At 63.8% G+C, this 14,519-nt stretch carries 16 protein-coding genes; 11 read left to right on the top strand and 5 right to left on the bottom strand.

From position 1 onward, the window contains the following. Positions 1-83: 83 nt before the first annotated feature. The 3 genes from IAG41_RS05485 to IAG41_RS05495 all read right to left on the bottom strand — a co-directional run bounded on the left by IAG41_RS05485 (position 84) and on the right by IAG41_RS05495 (position 1,434). Entirely contained in the window at positions 84-479 is a 396-nt protein-coding gene (locus tag IAG41_RS05485) for a sigma factor-like helix-turn-helix DNA-binding protein (RefSeq protein ID WP_187727514.1), read from the bottom strand. Then, on the bottom strand, positions 472-1,068 hold the full coding sequence (locus tag IAG41_RS05490; protein WP_262408458.1) for a hypothetical protein: 597 nt from the start codon (positions 1,066-1,068) through the stop codon (positions 472-474). Before IAG41_RS05490 ends, IAG41_RS05485 begins: the two co-directional genes overlap by 8 nt. Before the next feature lie 114 nt (positions 1,069-1,182). Then, positions 1,183-1,434, bottom strand: a complete 252-nt coding sequence (locus IAG41_RS05495; RefSeq protein WP_187727516.1) for a hypothetical protein — start codon at positions 1,432-1,434, stop codon at positions 1,183-1,185. A 581-nt stretch (positions 1,435-2,015) separates the two neighbouring features. Here IAG41_RS05495 and IAG41_RS05500 point away from each other — a divergent pair. From IAG41_RS05500 to IAG41_RS05520, 5 genes are all read left to right on the top strand, one after another. After that, entirely contained in the window at positions 2,016-2,228 is a 213-nt protein-coding gene (locus IAG41_RS05500) for a helix-turn-helix transcriptional regulator (RefSeq protein ID WP_187727517.1), read from the top strand. A gap of 357 nt (positions 2,229-2,585) precedes the next feature. Then, on the top strand, positions 2,586-3,089 hold the full coding sequence (locus IAG41_RS05505) for a hypothetical protein (RefSeq protein ID WP_187727518.1): 504 nt from the start codon (positions 2,586-2,588) through the stop codon (positions 3,087-3,089). Further along, the gene (locus tag IAG41_RS05510) at positions 3,086-4,156 is read left to right on the top strand and encodes an RNA ligase RtcB family protein (RefSeq protein WP_187727519.1); all 1,071 of its coding nucleotides are present in this window, start codon (positions 3,086-3,088) and stop codon (positions 4,154-4,156) included. Before IAG41_RS05505 ends, IAG41_RS05510 begins: the two co-directional genes overlap by 4 nt. After that, positions 4,153-4,770 (top strand): peptide chain release factor H, encoded by a 618-nt coding sequence (gene prfH / locus IAG41_RS05515; RefSeq protein WP_187727520.1) that lies wholly within the window; start codon positions 4,153-4,155, stop codon positions 4,768-4,770. Before IAG41_RS05510 ends, prfH begins: the two co-directional genes overlap by 4 nt. A 505-nt stretch (positions 4,771-5,275) precedes the next feature. Next, positions 5,276-5,647, top strand: a complete 372-nt coding sequence (locus IAG41_RS05520) for a hypothetical protein (RefSeq protein WP_187727897.1) — start codon at positions 5,276-5,278, stop codon at positions 5,645-5,647. A 223-nt stretch (positions 5,648-5,870) separates the two neighbouring features. On the opposite strand, the gene IAG41_RS05525 is transcribed toward IAG41_RS05520, so the two are convergent. Continuing rightward, positions 5,871-7,289 carry a cyclic nucleotide-binding domain-containing protein gene (locus IAG41_RS05525; protein WP_187727521.1) on the bottom strand — a complete coding sequence of 473 codons (1,419 nt, stop codon included), beginning with the start codon at positions 7,287-7,289 and terminating at the stop codon, positions 5,871-5,873. A gap of 493 nt (positions 7,290-7,782) precedes the next feature. Here IAG41_RS05525 and IAG41_RS05530 point away from each other — a divergent pair, with 493 nt between their 5' ends. The 4 genes from IAG41_RS05530 (at position 7,783) to IAG41_RS05545 (ending at position 11,012) form a co-directional block, all read left to right on the top strand. Then, a complete protein-coding gene (locus tag IAG41_RS05530; RefSeq protein ID WP_262408459.1) occupies positions 7,783-8,382 on the top strand; it encodes an RNA polymerase sigma factor in 600 nt (199 codons plus the stop codon). 11 nt (positions 8,383-8,393) lie between these two features. Beyond that, positions 8,394-9,038: a zf-HC2 domain-containing protein gene (locus tag IAG41_RS05535; protein WP_187727523.1), complete on the top strand. Its 645-nt coding sequence runs from the start codon at positions 8,394-8,396 to the stop codon at positions 9,036-9,038. A 128-nt stretch (positions 9,039-9,166) separates the two neighbouring features. Then, positions 9,167-10,300 (top strand): S8 family peptidase, encoded by a 1,134-nt coding sequence (locus IAG41_RS05540; protein WP_262408461.1) that lies wholly within the window; start codon positions 9,167-9,169, stop codon positions 10,298-10,300. Continuing rightward, on the top strand, positions 10,212-11,012 hold the full coding sequence (locus IAG41_RS05545; protein ID WP_187727525.1) for a TorF family putative porin: 801 nt from the start codon (positions 10,212-10,214) through the stop codon (positions 11,010-11,012). Before IAG41_RS05540 ends, IAG41_RS05545 begins: the two co-directional genes overlap by 89 nt. 36 nt (positions 11,013-11,048) lie before the next feature. Here IAG41_RS05545 and IAG41_RS05550 read toward each other — a convergent pair whose 3' ends face one another. Next, positions 11,049-11,885 (bottom strand): HpcH/HpaI aldolase/citrate lyase family protein, encoded by an 837-nt coding sequence (locus IAG41_RS05550; RefSeq protein ID WP_187727526.1) that lies wholly within the window; start codon positions 11,883-11,885, stop codon positions 11,049-11,051. 131 nt (positions 11,886-12,016) lie between these two features. On the opposite strand from IAG41_RS05550, the gene IAG41_RS05555 reads away from it, so the two are divergent. After that, positions 12,017-13,228, top strand: coding sequence for an acetyl-CoA C-acetyltransferase (locus IAG41_RS05555; protein ID WP_187727527.1), 1,212 nt, complete (start codon positions 12,017-12,019; stop codon positions 13,226-13,228). A 110-nt stretch (positions 13,229-13,338) separates the two neighbouring features. Next, positions 13,339-14,382, top strand: coding sequence for a LacI family DNA-binding transcriptional regulator (locus IAG41_RS05560; RefSeq protein ID WP_187727898.1), 1,044 nt, complete (start codon positions 13,339-13,341; stop codon positions 14,380-14,382). Positions 14,383-14,519: the final 137 nt, after the last annotated feature.

Here is a 14,519-nt window from a genome sequence, read left to right on the forward strand (position 1 = left end):
CCGGTCCGCAATCCACCGAATATACGACGTAGTTACTGACTCACGCGCCGCACGACGGGCACACCGCCCCCCAATCAACCGGATCATCGCAGAGTGTGTTCGAACGCCCATGCGATCCAGTCAATCGCGCTGCGTCTTCCCGGCCTTTTTTGCGGCGAAAGCCAAGGCGCCAGCCGCCGATCACCTTCCCTCGCGCGCGCTGTCGCCCAGGCATCACGCCACGGCAGCAACGCGCGTCGGATGCGCCCGATGAAGGTCGGCCGCACCCGCATATGCCGATCGAGACCGAGCAGCGCATCAGCGACACGAACCTGCACTTCATCAACGCTGATCCCGCACCGCCAACCAATTTCGGCGTATGGAAAACTGTCGCGACTGGCGAGCAGGAACACTGTCCGCGTCAGCAGCGGAAGCGTTTCGAGCGCTTCGACGTAGTTACGTTGCTCGTCGTCCGTCAGCCTTGGCTTATCGTCAGGCATGCCGAGCGTTCCACCCACGCGGGCGGGAATGGCCGGTCACATGATGCACATGATCGAGCAACACGCGGGTTAGGCTCCGAGTTTGCTCCGGCATGAAGGGCAGGTCTTCGACCTGTTCGGGTCGCTGCGGGATGCGCCACTTGCTATACGGAGAGAGGATCGCTGCCAGCAGGTCGAACTCGGCTGACTGGAAGCCGAAGCCGCTTGCATTGGCGTAGGCGAGCGACCTCGCGACATTGAGGCCGACATGGCGGGCGCACCATTGATCGGTAAACCCGACATCGAACAGATGCGAACTCAACCCTAACTGAAGGACGATGCCGGTCTGGTAAAGCCTATCGTGCTGATCCCCGACGGTCCCCTTCTCTATTCCCAAAAAGAAGCTCTCGGCGTTGTGATAGCGAAACCGGCTGTCGCGGCGCCCGGCACGAGTCCGTCCAAGCACGACAGGTTCGTCGTGATAAGGCAAAGCCGCAATGGCCGCATCCCAAGGCGACGCGGCCATGCTTCCCGGCAACGTCGCGATCGGCGCGACCGAGAGCACCTTAAGCAGCGAGCGCCGCGATGTGGCGTAACCGATATCGGCCATATGCATCTCCGCTTTCTCATCCGTCGCGATTCGGAGCTGCACCCGCCAAGAGGCAGGTCGACTTTCGCGCCAGCATTAACCGATATCGGTTATGAGGCAGATGATCGTTCAAGGTCAATAACCGATATCGGTTATTCGGGTTTCGATTGCGCGCCCTTCTTCGTCGGATAGGGATCGCGTATGGGACGGCCGCCACTCGGAGTGAAATCGACGGTAGTTCGCCTGCCGCAAGGTTTGGGCGAGCGGATCGATGCGCTGGTCGGAAAACAGAAACGGGCATCCTTCATCCGTGAAGCGGTCGAAAAAGAGGTCGCTCGGCTGGAGAAAATCCGCGCCGGATAAGTTAGCCTCGATCCCCGAGGTCATTTGCGGATAGCGAGGCCCACCCCAACCCAGTTCGAGTGCCGGAGGCAAAACGCCGCGACGCGGTAGCGGCGCGTCCGCAGCAACACCGCGCCAGCGGTGCCGCTCCGCAGGAGCCCACAAATGCCGCTCTCTCGAAGCCGGATGGCCGGCGCGGCGGCGTGCGCGCGCAACCGTGCGCCAGCCGCCGCCGCGTCCTCCGACCGGATCGAGCGCGCCACGCGGAAAACAAGAGCGCTGCGGACCCTGGCGGCTTCGCAGAAGCCGGCCAGAGCACGCGCATCCGATATCGCGTTCTCTGCCCGGCAGCGCCGGGGCCTACGTCATGCGATCGTCACCCGAATGGGCCGAGTCGCGCAGCGACTCGGGGCCGCGATTCGCGGCCTAAAGCGCGGTCACGCGAAGCGTGGGACGCCGTGGGACAACACCGTGAAAATCGGGCTCCTACTCAATCCTACCCTAGACACGCCAAGTACCGCCCAGGCCCCTACAGGCACCAGAGAGGCCCTTTTCTCGCCGATGAAATTCTGTCCAACTTACCCCGGGGAGCACCACGCTGACGCACAGGATCTAAGGTGATGCCAATGCAAACCGACCACGACCGTATCCTCCGGATCAAGACGGTACTCGAAAGGACCGGCCTCAGCCGCTCGACGATGTACCGCAAGATGCAAAACGGCACGTTCCCCAAGAATGTCCAGATCAGCGAACGCTGCGCCGGCTGGCGTGAGTCAGCGGTCAGCGCCTGGCTTCACAACCCGATGTTCTACAGCGCCGATGACCAACCGCCAGGGTGACCGGTTCGCGCCCCAATTGCAGCCAATAAGCACTACACAGTAACTCCCCTAAAGCGGCCGCAGGTTCGGCTGGATTGCGCCTGATGCAGCTGACCTCCCGCTGGACCATTGATTGCTGCGAGCAGTTGGCATACAGGCGACCGCACTGTTTCTCGAACCTAGGAAAGGAGTGAGCACATGCGAACCGCAACCGCACCCGTCATCACTCCCTATTTCCGAGTTCAGGAACATATCACATGGGCAAGTCCCTTGCGGGTGACTGCGGTCGCCTGACCCTTTTTCGCGGCCGTTGGGCCGCGCCAATTTCCAATATTGTTCGTCTGACGACTGGCGCTTCCACTTTGAGGGAGGTTCGCCATGCGCGCTGACATGTTCAAGATCATTGTCGAGCGTCCCCGCTGGGGCGCTGGGCATGCGCCTCCCGTAAAACTCAAGAAGGACAAGAACGACTTCAAGCAAATCGGCCTCAAGCGGCACGCGAAGGAGCAAGCCGCGTACACGAAATCGCTCAACGAGAATCTCGCGCCGCTCGTCCGCTTCATCCAGCGGCGGGTGGGGCGGCGCTGGGACGATGTGTTCAGCGAAATCTGCGAGCATCTCGACACTGGCAGCACCGTGAAGATGCATGTCCGCCAGCATCTGCGCGATTTCGTGCTGTTCGGGGTCTCGCGCGGACGGCACGGCGAATTGCTCCGCGAGGGGCACATTCTGCGTCCCGACCGCCGCAATTGCCGTGGCCGTGAATTCTATGTCGATCCCCGTGACGGGGTGTTGAAGGACCGCGTGTGGTTCTGGCGCGATCAGGGCGAGATCGTCGCGCCGGGCAAACGGCACCTCGGATGGAAGGATGCTGCACGATGACCGGCGCAACCATCCACATCGTCGCCTCGCCCGAGAGCTGGATCGAGCAGGCGGCCGTGGACCAGCTCCACCAGACGGCGCGGCTCGAAGGCATCGACCGCATCGTCGGCCTGCCAGACCTCCACGCCGGCCGCGGCATCGCGGTGGGCGCGGCATTCTGGTCGCCCAGCCATGTCTATCCGCACCTTGTCGGCAGCGACATCGGCTGCGGGATGGGCTTGTGGCGCGTGGCCATACCGCTGCGCAAGTTCCGGCTGGACGCGGCCGAGCGCAAGCTGCGGGGCTTGGAGGAGCCTTGGCTGGGCGATCATGCCGCGCGCCTGGCCGAGGCCGGACTATCTCCCGACCTAGTCGGTGAAGCGCTCGGCACGATCGGCGGTGGCAACCATTTCGCCGAACTGCTTCGGGTCGAGACGCTGCACGGGGATACGGAAGTCGATCCAGCGGCGCTCTACCTGATGGTGCACAGCGGTTCGCGCGGGCTGGGCCACGCAATCCTCGAGCGGCATCTGGCCCGGCACAATGTCTTGGGTCTGATCGCCGGCGAGGAAGCGTGCTCCCGCTATCTGGCCGCGCATGACGATGCGATGGCCTGGGCCGTGCTCAACCGCGAACTGATCGCCGAGCGCTTCCTCGATCGGCTCGGCACCACTGGCGAACGGATGCTCGACATTTGCCACAACAGCGTCACGCCGCATCGCGGCGGCTGGCTGCACCGCAAGGGCGCGGCACCGGCGGACAACGGGCTGGTGGTGGTTCCCGGATCGCGCGGAGAGATGACCTATCTCGTCCGTCCCCGGCTGGAGCGGGCGGACGAGGCGCTGCATTCGCTGGCCCACGGCGCTGGCCGCAAATGGAGCCGCAGCGAGGCTAAGGACAAGCTTGTCCGACGCTTTAGCATCGCCGATCTGGAGCGCACCAAGCTCGGGAGTCGCGTGATCTGCGAGGAGGCGCCACAGGCGTACAAGGATATCCACCAAGTCGTGCGCGATCTTGAGCAGGCGGGGCTGATCGACCTGATCGCCACCCTACGCCCGCTCCTTACCTATAAGACGAGGCGCGCATGACCGAAATCATTCTGCATCTGTCCTCTGGGCAGGGACCGCGGGAATGCGAATGGGTGGTTACCGAATTGGCACATGCCCTTTGCCGCGAAGGTACGGCGGCGGGGCTGGCATGTGATCTGGTCGAGCCAATAACCGGGCCCGTCGCATCGGCGCTGCTGCGTCTATCGGGGGCGGAGGCCGAAGGGTTCGCCTCGGCTTGTATCGGCACGGTTCGTTGGGTCGGCACCAGTCCGTTCCGACCGCTGCACAAGCGCCACAACTGGTTTGTCGGGGTGCAACGCATTTCGGCGGATGCGGAGACGCCTGAGCTGCGCGACGAAGACATTCGCTATCAGACGCTCCGCGCCTCGGGACCGGGCGGACAGCATGTCAACAAGACCGACAGCGCCGTCCGCGCGACCCATCTGCCCACCGGTCTCGCGACGCTATCGCAGGATCAACGTTCGCAACTCGCCAACAAGAAAATCGCACGGCTGAAGCTGGCGATGCTGCTCGACGATCGGCGCCGCGCGGACGAGGCCGGAGGCAAGCGGGCACTGTGGGACCAGAACCGCGAAATCGAACGTGGCAACGCGGTGCGGACGTACGAGGGACAGCGGTTCCGGCGTCGCTAGCGGACGACAGGTTGTACTTAGGCGAACGGCAGCTTGCGCGGCATCAATGCCCCGAAGCTGCCGTCCCGCTCACGCCCCAATTGCAGACATTCCGGCAAACAGACTATCGTGCCGCGAATGGTCGAACGGAGCCAATAATGGGCAAGAGACAAAAAAAGAAGCTCAGGGCGGCAACGAACCCTTCTTCCAAGGGGTTCAGTCTGGACAGGGGCCGCGATTATTTCGTGATTGCTCTCGTCGTTCTCCCAATCATGGTGGGGGTGTCCGCAGCCGCTGGTGCCTCAGTTTCGCTTCCCGGTGCGCTCGCCTTCGTAATTTGCTTTTCGGTTTTAGCTGGGGTCATAGGGTCGTTCACTGACAACGTCGGGTTCTAAAACTTGCATTGGCGGATGGCGGCCTTCCACTGAAAATCAGCCGTCGCGGCGCCTTTGCCGCCCGCCTGATAGCGGTCAGGCGGGTAACGACCCAATAGCGGACAGCGCAACTAGCGTGCATGGTGCGGACCATGCTCGGCTGGTTACGCAAAAAGTTCGCGAGTCCCTCGCCCCTCACGTTGTGGAGTGTCAGGTTCCTTGATGGCGATATCGTTACCAGCGATGGTCATGGAACCGAACGAAAGATGCCCCTTCATGAGCTACGGCGGGTTGTAGTTGCCACCGACGATAGCGGCCCTTGGGGGGCAGACGTCGTATTCCTGCTGTATTCGGACAAAGCTGACCCTGCTGGCATGTTTCCGCTTGAGGCGGCCGGACGGGACAACTTCATCGAGTGGATGAGTGCGCAGTCAGGCTTTCAAGATCGCGAATTGGCCAAGGCAATGGGATCGACGCAGGTCGCGAGGTTCGAGGTCTTGGCTGTCGAGCCGAATGGCAGCTAAGCACCCAACCTCGGTCACTGTCCAGCACGGTTGCGACCGCCGGCCCATCATCTCAATCGGACGCAATAAATCTCATAAGAGCGATGGTATTTGCGATGGTATCTGGATTCGACCTAGCAACAATATCATGTGTTTTCTGATACTTGTATAGATTTCCGGGCTACCGTAGGGGTCACCAGCGAAATCAGGCCCCGGCGAGCGGCCTGTTGTGGTGTCGCGAATTTCATAGTCGAAAGATGGCCTTGATACGCTCGAACAACTTCCCGCTCGTATCAAGCGGATGCGCGATGCGGGCAGCCTCGTCGCGATCGAGGCGCGCAAGTCCACGCTGAACCGATCGCCCCAGCATCTCGGCCAGACCAGGAGTCTCGGCGATCAACTTCTCCAGCGCCGCGCCCGGCAGTTCCAGAACTTCGCTGTCCGCCACCGCCGTCGCCGTTACACGTCGCGGTTCGCCCGTCAGGACGCTGACCTCCCCCAGATATTCGCCGGGGCCGACCCGACCGATCGACTCGGATTGATCCTCGAACCGATTTCGCGAGATTTCGAGGACGCCCGCCTTCACGATGAAGAACGACAAACCACTGCTACCCTGCTCGAACAGTTGCTCCCCTGCCCCGACCCTGCGGCTAGCCAGGCTGACGGCAAGATTTTCGATCTGCGTTGCATCCAGACCCTCGAACAGGGCGAGCTCGCGCAACAACGACGCATGCGAAAGCGGCTCGCCCGTCACCGCTCCGGCATGGTGCAGCAAACGATGTGCTTGCCGCAGCAATTGACTCTTCGTCGCCGCGAGGCCCTTCGTGCCCGGCGCCACAAAACCAATCGTATAGGTGCAGCTGCGCAGCCCGAGGCGAGTCAGATAGACCCACGGAGCGGGGTCCGACAGGATGCCGGGACAGAGAAGAAGTGCCTGTCGCATGAGCTCGATCAGCCTGTCCGGCGGGAATGGCGATGCAACGGTGATTTCCACCGAGGCCGTGCGTCGCTCGGTGGGCACGCTCCGGTTGATGATCTGCGCCTTGGCTGCGACGCTGTTGGGAATCGTCGCAAGATCATTGTCGTCCGTTTGAATGCGAATGGCGCGCCAATTCATCTGGACGACGACGCCCTCGATATGATCGCCAAGCGAGACGCGATCTCCCACATGGAAGGGCTGTTCAACGCCGACGGCTATACCCGAAAACACATCGGCGAGAGTATTCTGGAGAGCGAGACCCAGCACGATGGCGATGACGCCCGAAGTCGCGAGAAGGCCGTTTACCGGGAGATCCAGAACCGAGTTCAGGACGATCAGAACCACCGTGAGGTAGATTGCGGCGGCCAGCAGGTCGGAGAATAGCCGCGCTTGCCGCGCGCGGCTGTCCCGCGCCTTGAGCAGGGCGAGCGCGGTAACGACCACCCGCGCACCGATCAACCACCACAGGACAGCGAGCGCACGCAGCCAGGCGGCCTCGTTGCCGGAAGGTAACTCTGCTGTCCGTGGTAGCGGAGAAATACCCTGCCACAGAAGCTCGGCGCCGACTGCGACAAGCAGCAGGATCTCCACCGCCAGCCTGACCGGCGCCGAGCGCGAACGCACGATCAGGAGGCTCGCACTCGTTGCTGCCAGGAGCGGCAGGGTGACCACATAAAAGTTCATGGCATTTTCCACCGGTCATGTCGGGCTGGCAAAGCTGCATCGGGTTTGGATACGCCGTCATCCCAAGACCGAATTTCTCCCGCTCGATCCCCTTGTGAGATTGATTGCCTTGGGATTGGTCCGACACGCAATCACCAGGCAGCCGCTCGAATAATACCAAAGGAGAGGATTGGCCAATGACGACTGGCCGGACGAGGAAAGGGGAACGCTGGCACCCTTTGACATCAGCCTGCTCCTAAACCGACACAGGATGGGAAGATCGGCAGCAGCTAGGCCGCCCCGGACACGAATTGATTGCAGGGACGTGCGACGACTTGGCGCAAACTGACCAGAGTGTGCGACGCTTGCCGCTAGCCGGACGCCTGCCGTCCCCCCCACTTCCGTGAGCGTTGGGGATACGGACCTCTCAGGCACGGAGAAACATCACGTCCTGCACTTGAACCAATCCCCCGCTCAAGCGCACTAACGGGTCATGCGGGGTGGACAAGGCACGTTGGAAGGACGGCGCACGACGGAAGATGAAGCAAGGGTGGCTGCCCGCGGCGGCCACGATGAGGAACTGCAACTTATCGCCCGGGTGGCCGAGCGCGATCTGGAGGCGTTCGAGCAACTCTATCGCATCTATCATCGCCGCTTGTCGCGCTTCCTGTTCAATCTCCTGCGCCGGCCGTCGGTGATCGAGGAGGTGCTGAACGACACGATGATGGTGGTATGGGAGGGCGCCGGGAGCTTTAACGGAGCGAGCAAGCTTTCGACCTGGATCTTCACGATTGCCTATCGAAAGGCGGCCAAGGCGCTGCGCCGGCAAGATGAACCGATGGAGGACGACCGCAGCGAGAATATCGCTTCGCTGGAGGCCGGCCCCGACGAGGAATTGGCGCAGGAACGTCGCCAGGCGCTGCTCGCCGAAGCAGTGGCGACGCTGTCTCCGGACCACCGTGCCGTGGTCGATCTGACCTATTACCACGAGATGGGATATCGTGAGATCGCGGGGATCATGGATTGTCCGGTGGATACGGTGAAGACTCGCATGTTTCATGCGCGGCGCCATCTTCGGCGCAAGCTGGGCGGTGGCCTGGCGGATTGGATATAGGATCGATCGCTGTGAGCAATGTCATCAAACTCCATGGCGATCCGCACGAGCAGACGCAGACGCTGCTTCCCTGGTACGTCAACGGTACGCTCGACACGGCCGAGGCGGCGATGGTCGAGGCGCATCTGGTCGAGTGTGCGGAATGCCGGGGCGAACTGCAATTCGAGAGCGTGATGGGTCGACAGGTCGGAGGACTTTCGATGGACGTCGAACAAGGATGGGCTGCGATGCGGCGACGCCTGGAAGCGGCCGTGGAGGAAGCCCCGATGCCGACGACGGCACGCGTCATTCCCTTCCTGCGCCGTCCTGTCGCCATGGGCTGGGCGATCGCCGGGCAGGCGGCCGCCGCGGCGCTCGTGCTCGTCGCGTTCGGTTCGCTTCGGGACGCGCCAAGCGTGGCCGAGTATCATGCCCTCGGCTCGGCCGGCGCCGCGCAGACCGGCAACCTGGTCGTTCTCTTCCGCCCCGAAACCGCCGAACGCGATATCCGCACGCTGCTGGACGGCGCACAGGCCCGCGTAGTGGAAGGGCCGCTAACGACCGGCGCATGGGTGTTGCGGGTCGACGGAGCGCGGCGCGACGCTGCGGTGGCACAGCTCCGCGCCTCACCGCGCATCGCCCTTGCCGAGCCGCTGGACGGCAATAGCAAGCCGTGAAACGCCTTATCGCCCTGCTCGGAATTATCCTCGCACTATGTGCTCCGGCAGCCTTACCGACGCTGGGTAGCGCTCGTGCGCAAGAAGCGGAAATTCAGCAGCAGGCGACGAACCGGCAAATTCTTGTCATGCTGCGGCTGCCGGCGCCCCATTTCCGCCCGAACAAAAGCTATTCCGGTGCCTATGGCGACAAGGCTTCGGCAAGCGCGCGGCGCCGCATCGCAGAGGCGATCGCGCGCCGCAACGGCCTGGCGATCGACGACAGCTGGCCGATGCCGCTGCTCGGTGTCGATTGTTTCGTGATGCGCGTGCCGGAAAGCGGCACCGTCGATGCCATGGTGACACGCCTTACCGGCGATCCGCGGATACTCTGGGCCCAACCGATGCAACTCTATCGTGCACTGGGTAGCACGCAGACTCAAGGCGATCCGCTCTATCCCGTGCAACCCGCCGCCGGTGCCTGGCGGCTCGCCGACCTCCACCGCGTTGCGACCGGGCGCGGAATCACCGTCGCGGTGATCGACAGCGAGGTCGAGACGAAGCATCCCGATCTGATCGGCCAGTTCGCAGCGAACCGCGATTTCGTCGTCGGCCATCCGGACACCGCCGAGCAGCATGGCACGGGCGTCGCCGGCGTAATCGGTGCGAAGTCCGATAATGGGGTGGGCATTGCCGGGGTGGCGCCGGGCGCGCGAATGCTCGCGCTCCGGGCCTGCTGGCAAACCGGACCATCGGCACCGCCGCGGACGGTCTGCGACACGTTGAGCTTGGCGAAGGCTCTGCATTTCGCGATCGATAGCGACGCCCAGGTGATCAATCTCAGCCTGAGCGGTCCATTCGACCCGTTGCTCGCGCGGTTGGTCTCGATCGCATTGTCGCGCCACGTTTCTGTCGTAGCAGCTTATGATCCAAGCCTGCCCAAGGGAGGATTTCCCGCTTCCGAGGCAGGCGTGGTGGCGGTTGCAGATCAGGCTTTGCCGTCGCGGCCCGTCACAGTGTACGGTGCCCCGGGCCGCGACGTGCCGACAACACAGCCCGGGGGCAAATGGTATTTCGTGAACGGCAGTTCCTACGCGGTCGCCCATGTGAGCGGGTTGCTCGCTTTGACCCGCGAAGAGCGCAGGACAGCTTCCCCTCGCGTCGCGACGACGCTCGGTGCGCGAGGGGCGATTGATGCCTGCGCGACCCTTTTACCGATATCGGCGACCTGCAATTGCAGTTGCGCTATCCAGCGCGCCGTCGCCGGAGCCAAGCCCCGTTAGGCAATTCCTCCGCGTTCTTTGTCATGTCGCGCTACCAATCGCGATCGTCGGCACAAGCCAGATCGCGCCAGCGGAAGCCCAGATACTCGGCAGCATCAGCGTAGAAAGCGACGCGCGGTTCAGGGGATATTCGCTAGGCAGCGGAGATCCTGCGGCGACGCTCGACCTTGGTTACGATCATGAATCGGGCCTTTATCTGAATGGTTCGGCGACCGTCGGCGTCGATCAGTCCGATCCGGCTCTGCTCACTTATCAGCTCAACGCAGGATATGCGGCACGGATCAGCCCAACCGTGTCGATCGACGCCGGTGCGGTCCGGAGCTGGTATACGCGCCATTCCAGTGGCGCCGGCGACACACACTATACCGAGCTCTATCTCGGCGTGACGGCACACGGGATATCCTCGCACGTCTATTATTCGCCCGACTATCTTCGGCCCGGGATCGAGACGCTCTACGCCGAGGTCGAAAGCACGATCAATCTTGCGCCCGAATGGCGGCTCACCGGTCATGCGGGCCTCCTGACCCACCTCAGCGATCCACCCCGCTATGCGCGCCGCGAACATTACGACTGGCGCGCCACGCTGGGTCGCGATCTCGGCAAGCTCGAGCTGCATGCCAGCCTCTCCGGAGCCGGGCCGGGGAGCGATTACTATTCCGGCCGCCGCCACAGCGCCACGGCCGTGACATTCGGAGCCTCGCTTCCCTTCTGATCGCCAGCTTTTGGACCGATGGCCCGGGCGCTCGATCTAGAGCCCAGCCCGCGCCAGCAGCGCACGCGCCTGCTGCAGATGCGGCCGATCGACCATCTTGCCGTCGAGCTTGAGAGCGCCCGTGCCGGGATTGGCGGCAAACGCCTGCACCACGGCGCGAGCATGCGCGATCTGCACCTCGTCCGGAGTGAAGCCGGCATTGATCGTGGCGACCTGCGCCGGATGGATCGCCATCATGCCGGTGAACCCGTCGCGCTGCCCGCGTGCGACATAGGCGGCGAGACCTTCGGTGTCAGCGATATCGGGATAGACCGTCTCTATCGCCGCAACCCCCGCCGCATGTGCGCCGAAAAGGGTGAGCGCGCGGACCATCTCATAGGGTGCGGTGTAGCTGCCGTCGGCATTGCGCGAGGAGGCCGCACCGATCGCGGCGGGCAGATCCTCCGCCCCCCAGGTCACGCCCGCGAGATGTGCGGCCGCTTCAGCATAGGTGCCGAGCTGGAATATCGCCGCCGGCGTCTCGCTGGCGATCGGCAGTATCACCGGGCAATCCGGTCCGGCCAACTCGACGAGCCGGCGGACCGAGGCTGCGCCTTCAGCCTTGGGCAGCACAAGCCCGTCGGGCCGTGCGCTCAAAACCGCGTCCAGATCGGCGCGGGCATGTTCGCTGTCGAGCGGATTGATGCGAACAAAGCACGGCACCTGCCGGTCGCCCGAAAGCCATGCCGCGATCGCCGCACGCGCATCGGGCTTCTTCTCGGCAGCCACCGAATCCTCGAGATCGAGGATCAGCGCGTCGGCGCCGCTCGCTACGGCCTTGGCGAAACGCTCCGGTCGGTCGCCGGGGACGAAGAGCAGGGATCTCAGCTTCACGACTGACTCCGAGACGAGACGATCCTGCCGCCATCGCATCGCCGGGCATTGCTGGCAACCGAGCATGTGGCACACTTGCAGAGCGCGCTGGTGCCGATCATGACCGGCACCATGAAAACGGGAGAGTGACAGTGCGCGAAGTGGTGATCTGCGAGCCTCTGCGGACCCCGGTGGGTCGCTTCGGCGGAGTCTTCAAATCGCTCCACGCACACGAGTTGGGTGCGTCGGTGATCCGCGGCCTGCTCGCGAAGACCCGCCTTCCGGTCGATCAGGTCGACGATGTGCTGTTCGCGCAATGCTACCCCTCGATGGACGCACCCGCGCTGGGCCGCGTCATCGGGCTCGATGCCGGGCTGCCCGTCGAGGCCGGGGGCTTGCAGATCGACCGGCGATGCGGATCGGGACTGCAGGCGCTGATCTATGGCGTGATGCAGGTGGCGACCGGCGGGTCCGACCTCGTCCTTGCCGGCGGCGCCGAATCGATGAGCAATGCGCCCTTCTATTCCACCAAGATGCGCTGGGGGGCGCCACCCGCGGGCATGAACTTCGACGACGCGCTGACGCGCGGCCGCGTGACCGCAGGCGGCTGCAACTTCCCGGTCCCAGGCGGGATGATCGAGACCGCCGAGAATCTGCGCCGCGACTATGCCGTGCCGCGCGAGGAGCAGGATGCATTCGCCGCGGAGTCCCACCGCCGCGCGGTCGCCGCCCAGGACGCCGGCATCTTCGCCGAGGAAATCGTGCCAATCGACGTGAGGTCGAAACGGGCGACGGTGACGATCGACTCCGACGAGCATCCGCGCCGCGGGGTCACGGCGGAAGCACTTGCGTCGCTCAAGCCGCTCGTTGCCAATGATCCAGGATCCACCGTCACCGCGGGCAATGCCAGTGGGCAGAATGACGGCGCCTCGGTTGCGATCGTCACCACCGTCGAGAAGGCGGCCAAGCTGGGCCTTAAGCCGTTCGCGCGGTTGGTGAGTTGGGCCATCGCAGGCGTACCGCCACGGACTATGGGCATCGGCCCGGTTCCTTCGGTCGCGAAAGCGCTCGATCGCGCCGGCCTCCGTCTCGGCGACATCGACCTGATCGAGCTCAACGAGGCGTTCGCCGCGCAGGTGCTCGCCTGCACACGTGAATGGAAATTTACCGCATCCGATTTCGAGCGAATGAACGTGCACGGTTCAGGCATTTCGCTGGGTCACCCGGTAGGCGCCACCGGCGGGCGCATCCTCGCGACGTTGCTGCGCGAGATGGACCGACGCGGCGCGCAATATGGGCTGGAGACGATGTGCATCGGCGGCGGCCAGGGGCTCGCCGCGGTGTTCGAGCGACACGGGGCGTAAGGCGCGGCTTCGCATTTAGCTGTTGCCGGTTGGTTCGTCCCTGTGTCAGCACGCGCGCAGCGATGACATCCATGTCCAAGACGCCCAGGAACGGCAGCGCAGGACGGCCCATGGCCAAGGCGCCGACGATCGACGATGTTGCCGCCCTGGCAGGTGTCGGGCGCGCGACGGTTTCGCGCGCGCTCAACGATCAGGCCAATGTCAGCGCCAAGATGCGCGCGCGTGTGATGGCGGCGGTCGAGACGCTCGACTATCGCGTGAACCCCCAGGCGCGCAGCCTGGCGAGCAGGAGCAGCAATGCGCTGGCGCTGATCAATTGCGCCGCGCTCGATGCCGAGCCCAATTCCTATTATTTCGCCGCGCTCGAGTTGGGCGGGCTTCGCGCAGCGGCGATCGCCGGCTTCGAACTCTCGACGTTCAACATCGACGTCAACGACCCGCGCCGCACCGAAAAGGTGATCGAGCTGTTCGAATCCGGCCGCAGCGCGGGCCTGATCCTGGCCCCTCCTTTGTCCGACGATGTGCGGCTCGCCGCTAGGCTGATCGAGCATGGTTGTCCGGCAATCTGCGTCTCCCCCAGTGCGGAGATGCGCGCCATTCTCCCCGGCGTCGGCTTCGACGAGGAAGCTGCGGGGCGAGAAATCGCGCAGCATGTCGTCTCGCACGGTCATCGCCGCTTCGGCTATCTGCTCGGGATCGAGGGACATCTTTCCGCGGAGAAGCGCTTCGCCGGATTCCTGCAGGCGCTGGACGATGCGGGTCTCGGATCCGATGCGGTCGTCACGCTGCGCGGAGACTTCAGCTTCCGCTCGGGCGTCGAGCTTGCCCAGCAATTGTTCGATGCGAAACCAGGTCCAACCGCGATTGTTTGCGCGAACGACGATATGGCGGTGGGCGCGATGTTCACCGCGCACCGAATGAACCTTGCCATCCCGGGCGATGTATCGATCGTCGGCTTCGACGATGCGCCGATCTCCGGGCACATCTGGCCGCCGCTAACCACCGTGCATCAGCCGATCCGCCGCATTGCCGCGCGGGCAGTGGAGCGGCTTGTCGAGACGTTGCTGCGCGGGCCCACGGGCGAGACGACACGATTCGACGAGATCGATTACCACTTGGTGTTGCGCGAATCGGTCTCGCCGCCAAGCGCCTGAAGCGGCGCGAATTCCTGCTGATTGGCGAAATCGTTTGACAATCCAGCGCCATGCCCCGTAGCAAATTGGAAGCGCTTCCAGTCTAAACGAGGGCGCCAATAACAACGCAGAACGCTCTCCTATGAAGGACGGCGCGA

This window comes from Sphingomonas sp. JC676 (assembly GCF_014489075.1).
Lineage (GTDB): Bacteria > Pseudomonadota > Alphaproteobacteria > Sphingomonadales > Sphingomonadaceae > Sphingomonas.

Coding starts and splice junctions, on each gene's coding strand:
- IAG41_RS05485 (WP_187727514.1), bottom strand. CDS start 479: ATGCCTGACGATAAGCCAAGGCTGACGGACGACGAGCAACGTAACTAC.
- IAG41_RS05490 (WP_262408458.1), bottom strand. CDS start 1,068: ATGGCCGATATCGGTTACGCCACATCGCGGCGCTCGCTGCTTAAGGTG.
- IAG41_RS05495 (WP_187727516.1), bottom strand. CDS start 1,434: ATGACCTCGGGGATCGAGGCTAACTTATCCGGCGCGGATTTTCTCCAG.
- IAG41_RS05500 (WP_187727517.1), top strand. CDS start 2,016: ATGCAAACCGACCACGACCGTATCCTCCGGATCAAGACGGTACTCGAA.
- IAG41_RS05505 (WP_187727518.1), top strand. CDS start 2,586: ATGCGCGCTGACATGTTCAAGATCATTGTCGAGCGTCCCCGCTGGGGC.
- IAG41_RS05510 (WP_187727519.1), top strand. CDS start 3,086: ATGACCGGCGCAACCATCCACATCGTCGCCTCGCCCGAGAGCTGGATC.
- prfH (WP_187727520.1), top strand. CDS start 4,153: ATGACCGAAATCATTCTGCATCTGTCCTCTGGGCAGGGACCGCGGGAA.
- IAG41_RS05520 (WP_187727897.1), top strand. CDS start 5,276: ATGCTCGGCTGGTTACGCAAAAAGTTCGCGAGTCCCTCGCCCCTCACG.
- IAG41_RS05525 (WP_187727521.1), bottom strand. CDS start 7,289: ATGAACTTTTATGTGGTCACCCTGCCGCTCCTGGCAGCAACGAGTGCG.
- IAG41_RS05540 (WP_262408461.1), top strand. CDS start 9,167: ATGCTGCGGCTGCCGGCGCCCCATTTCCGCCCGAACAAAAGCTATTCC.
- IAG41_RS05545 (WP_187727525.1), top strand. CDS start 10,212: ATGCCTGCGCGACCCTTTTACCGATATCGGCGACCTGCAATTGCAGTT.
- IAG41_RS05560 (WP_187727898.1), top strand. CDS start 13,339: ATGGCCAAGGCGCCGACGATCGACGATGTTGCCGCCCTGGCAGGTGTC.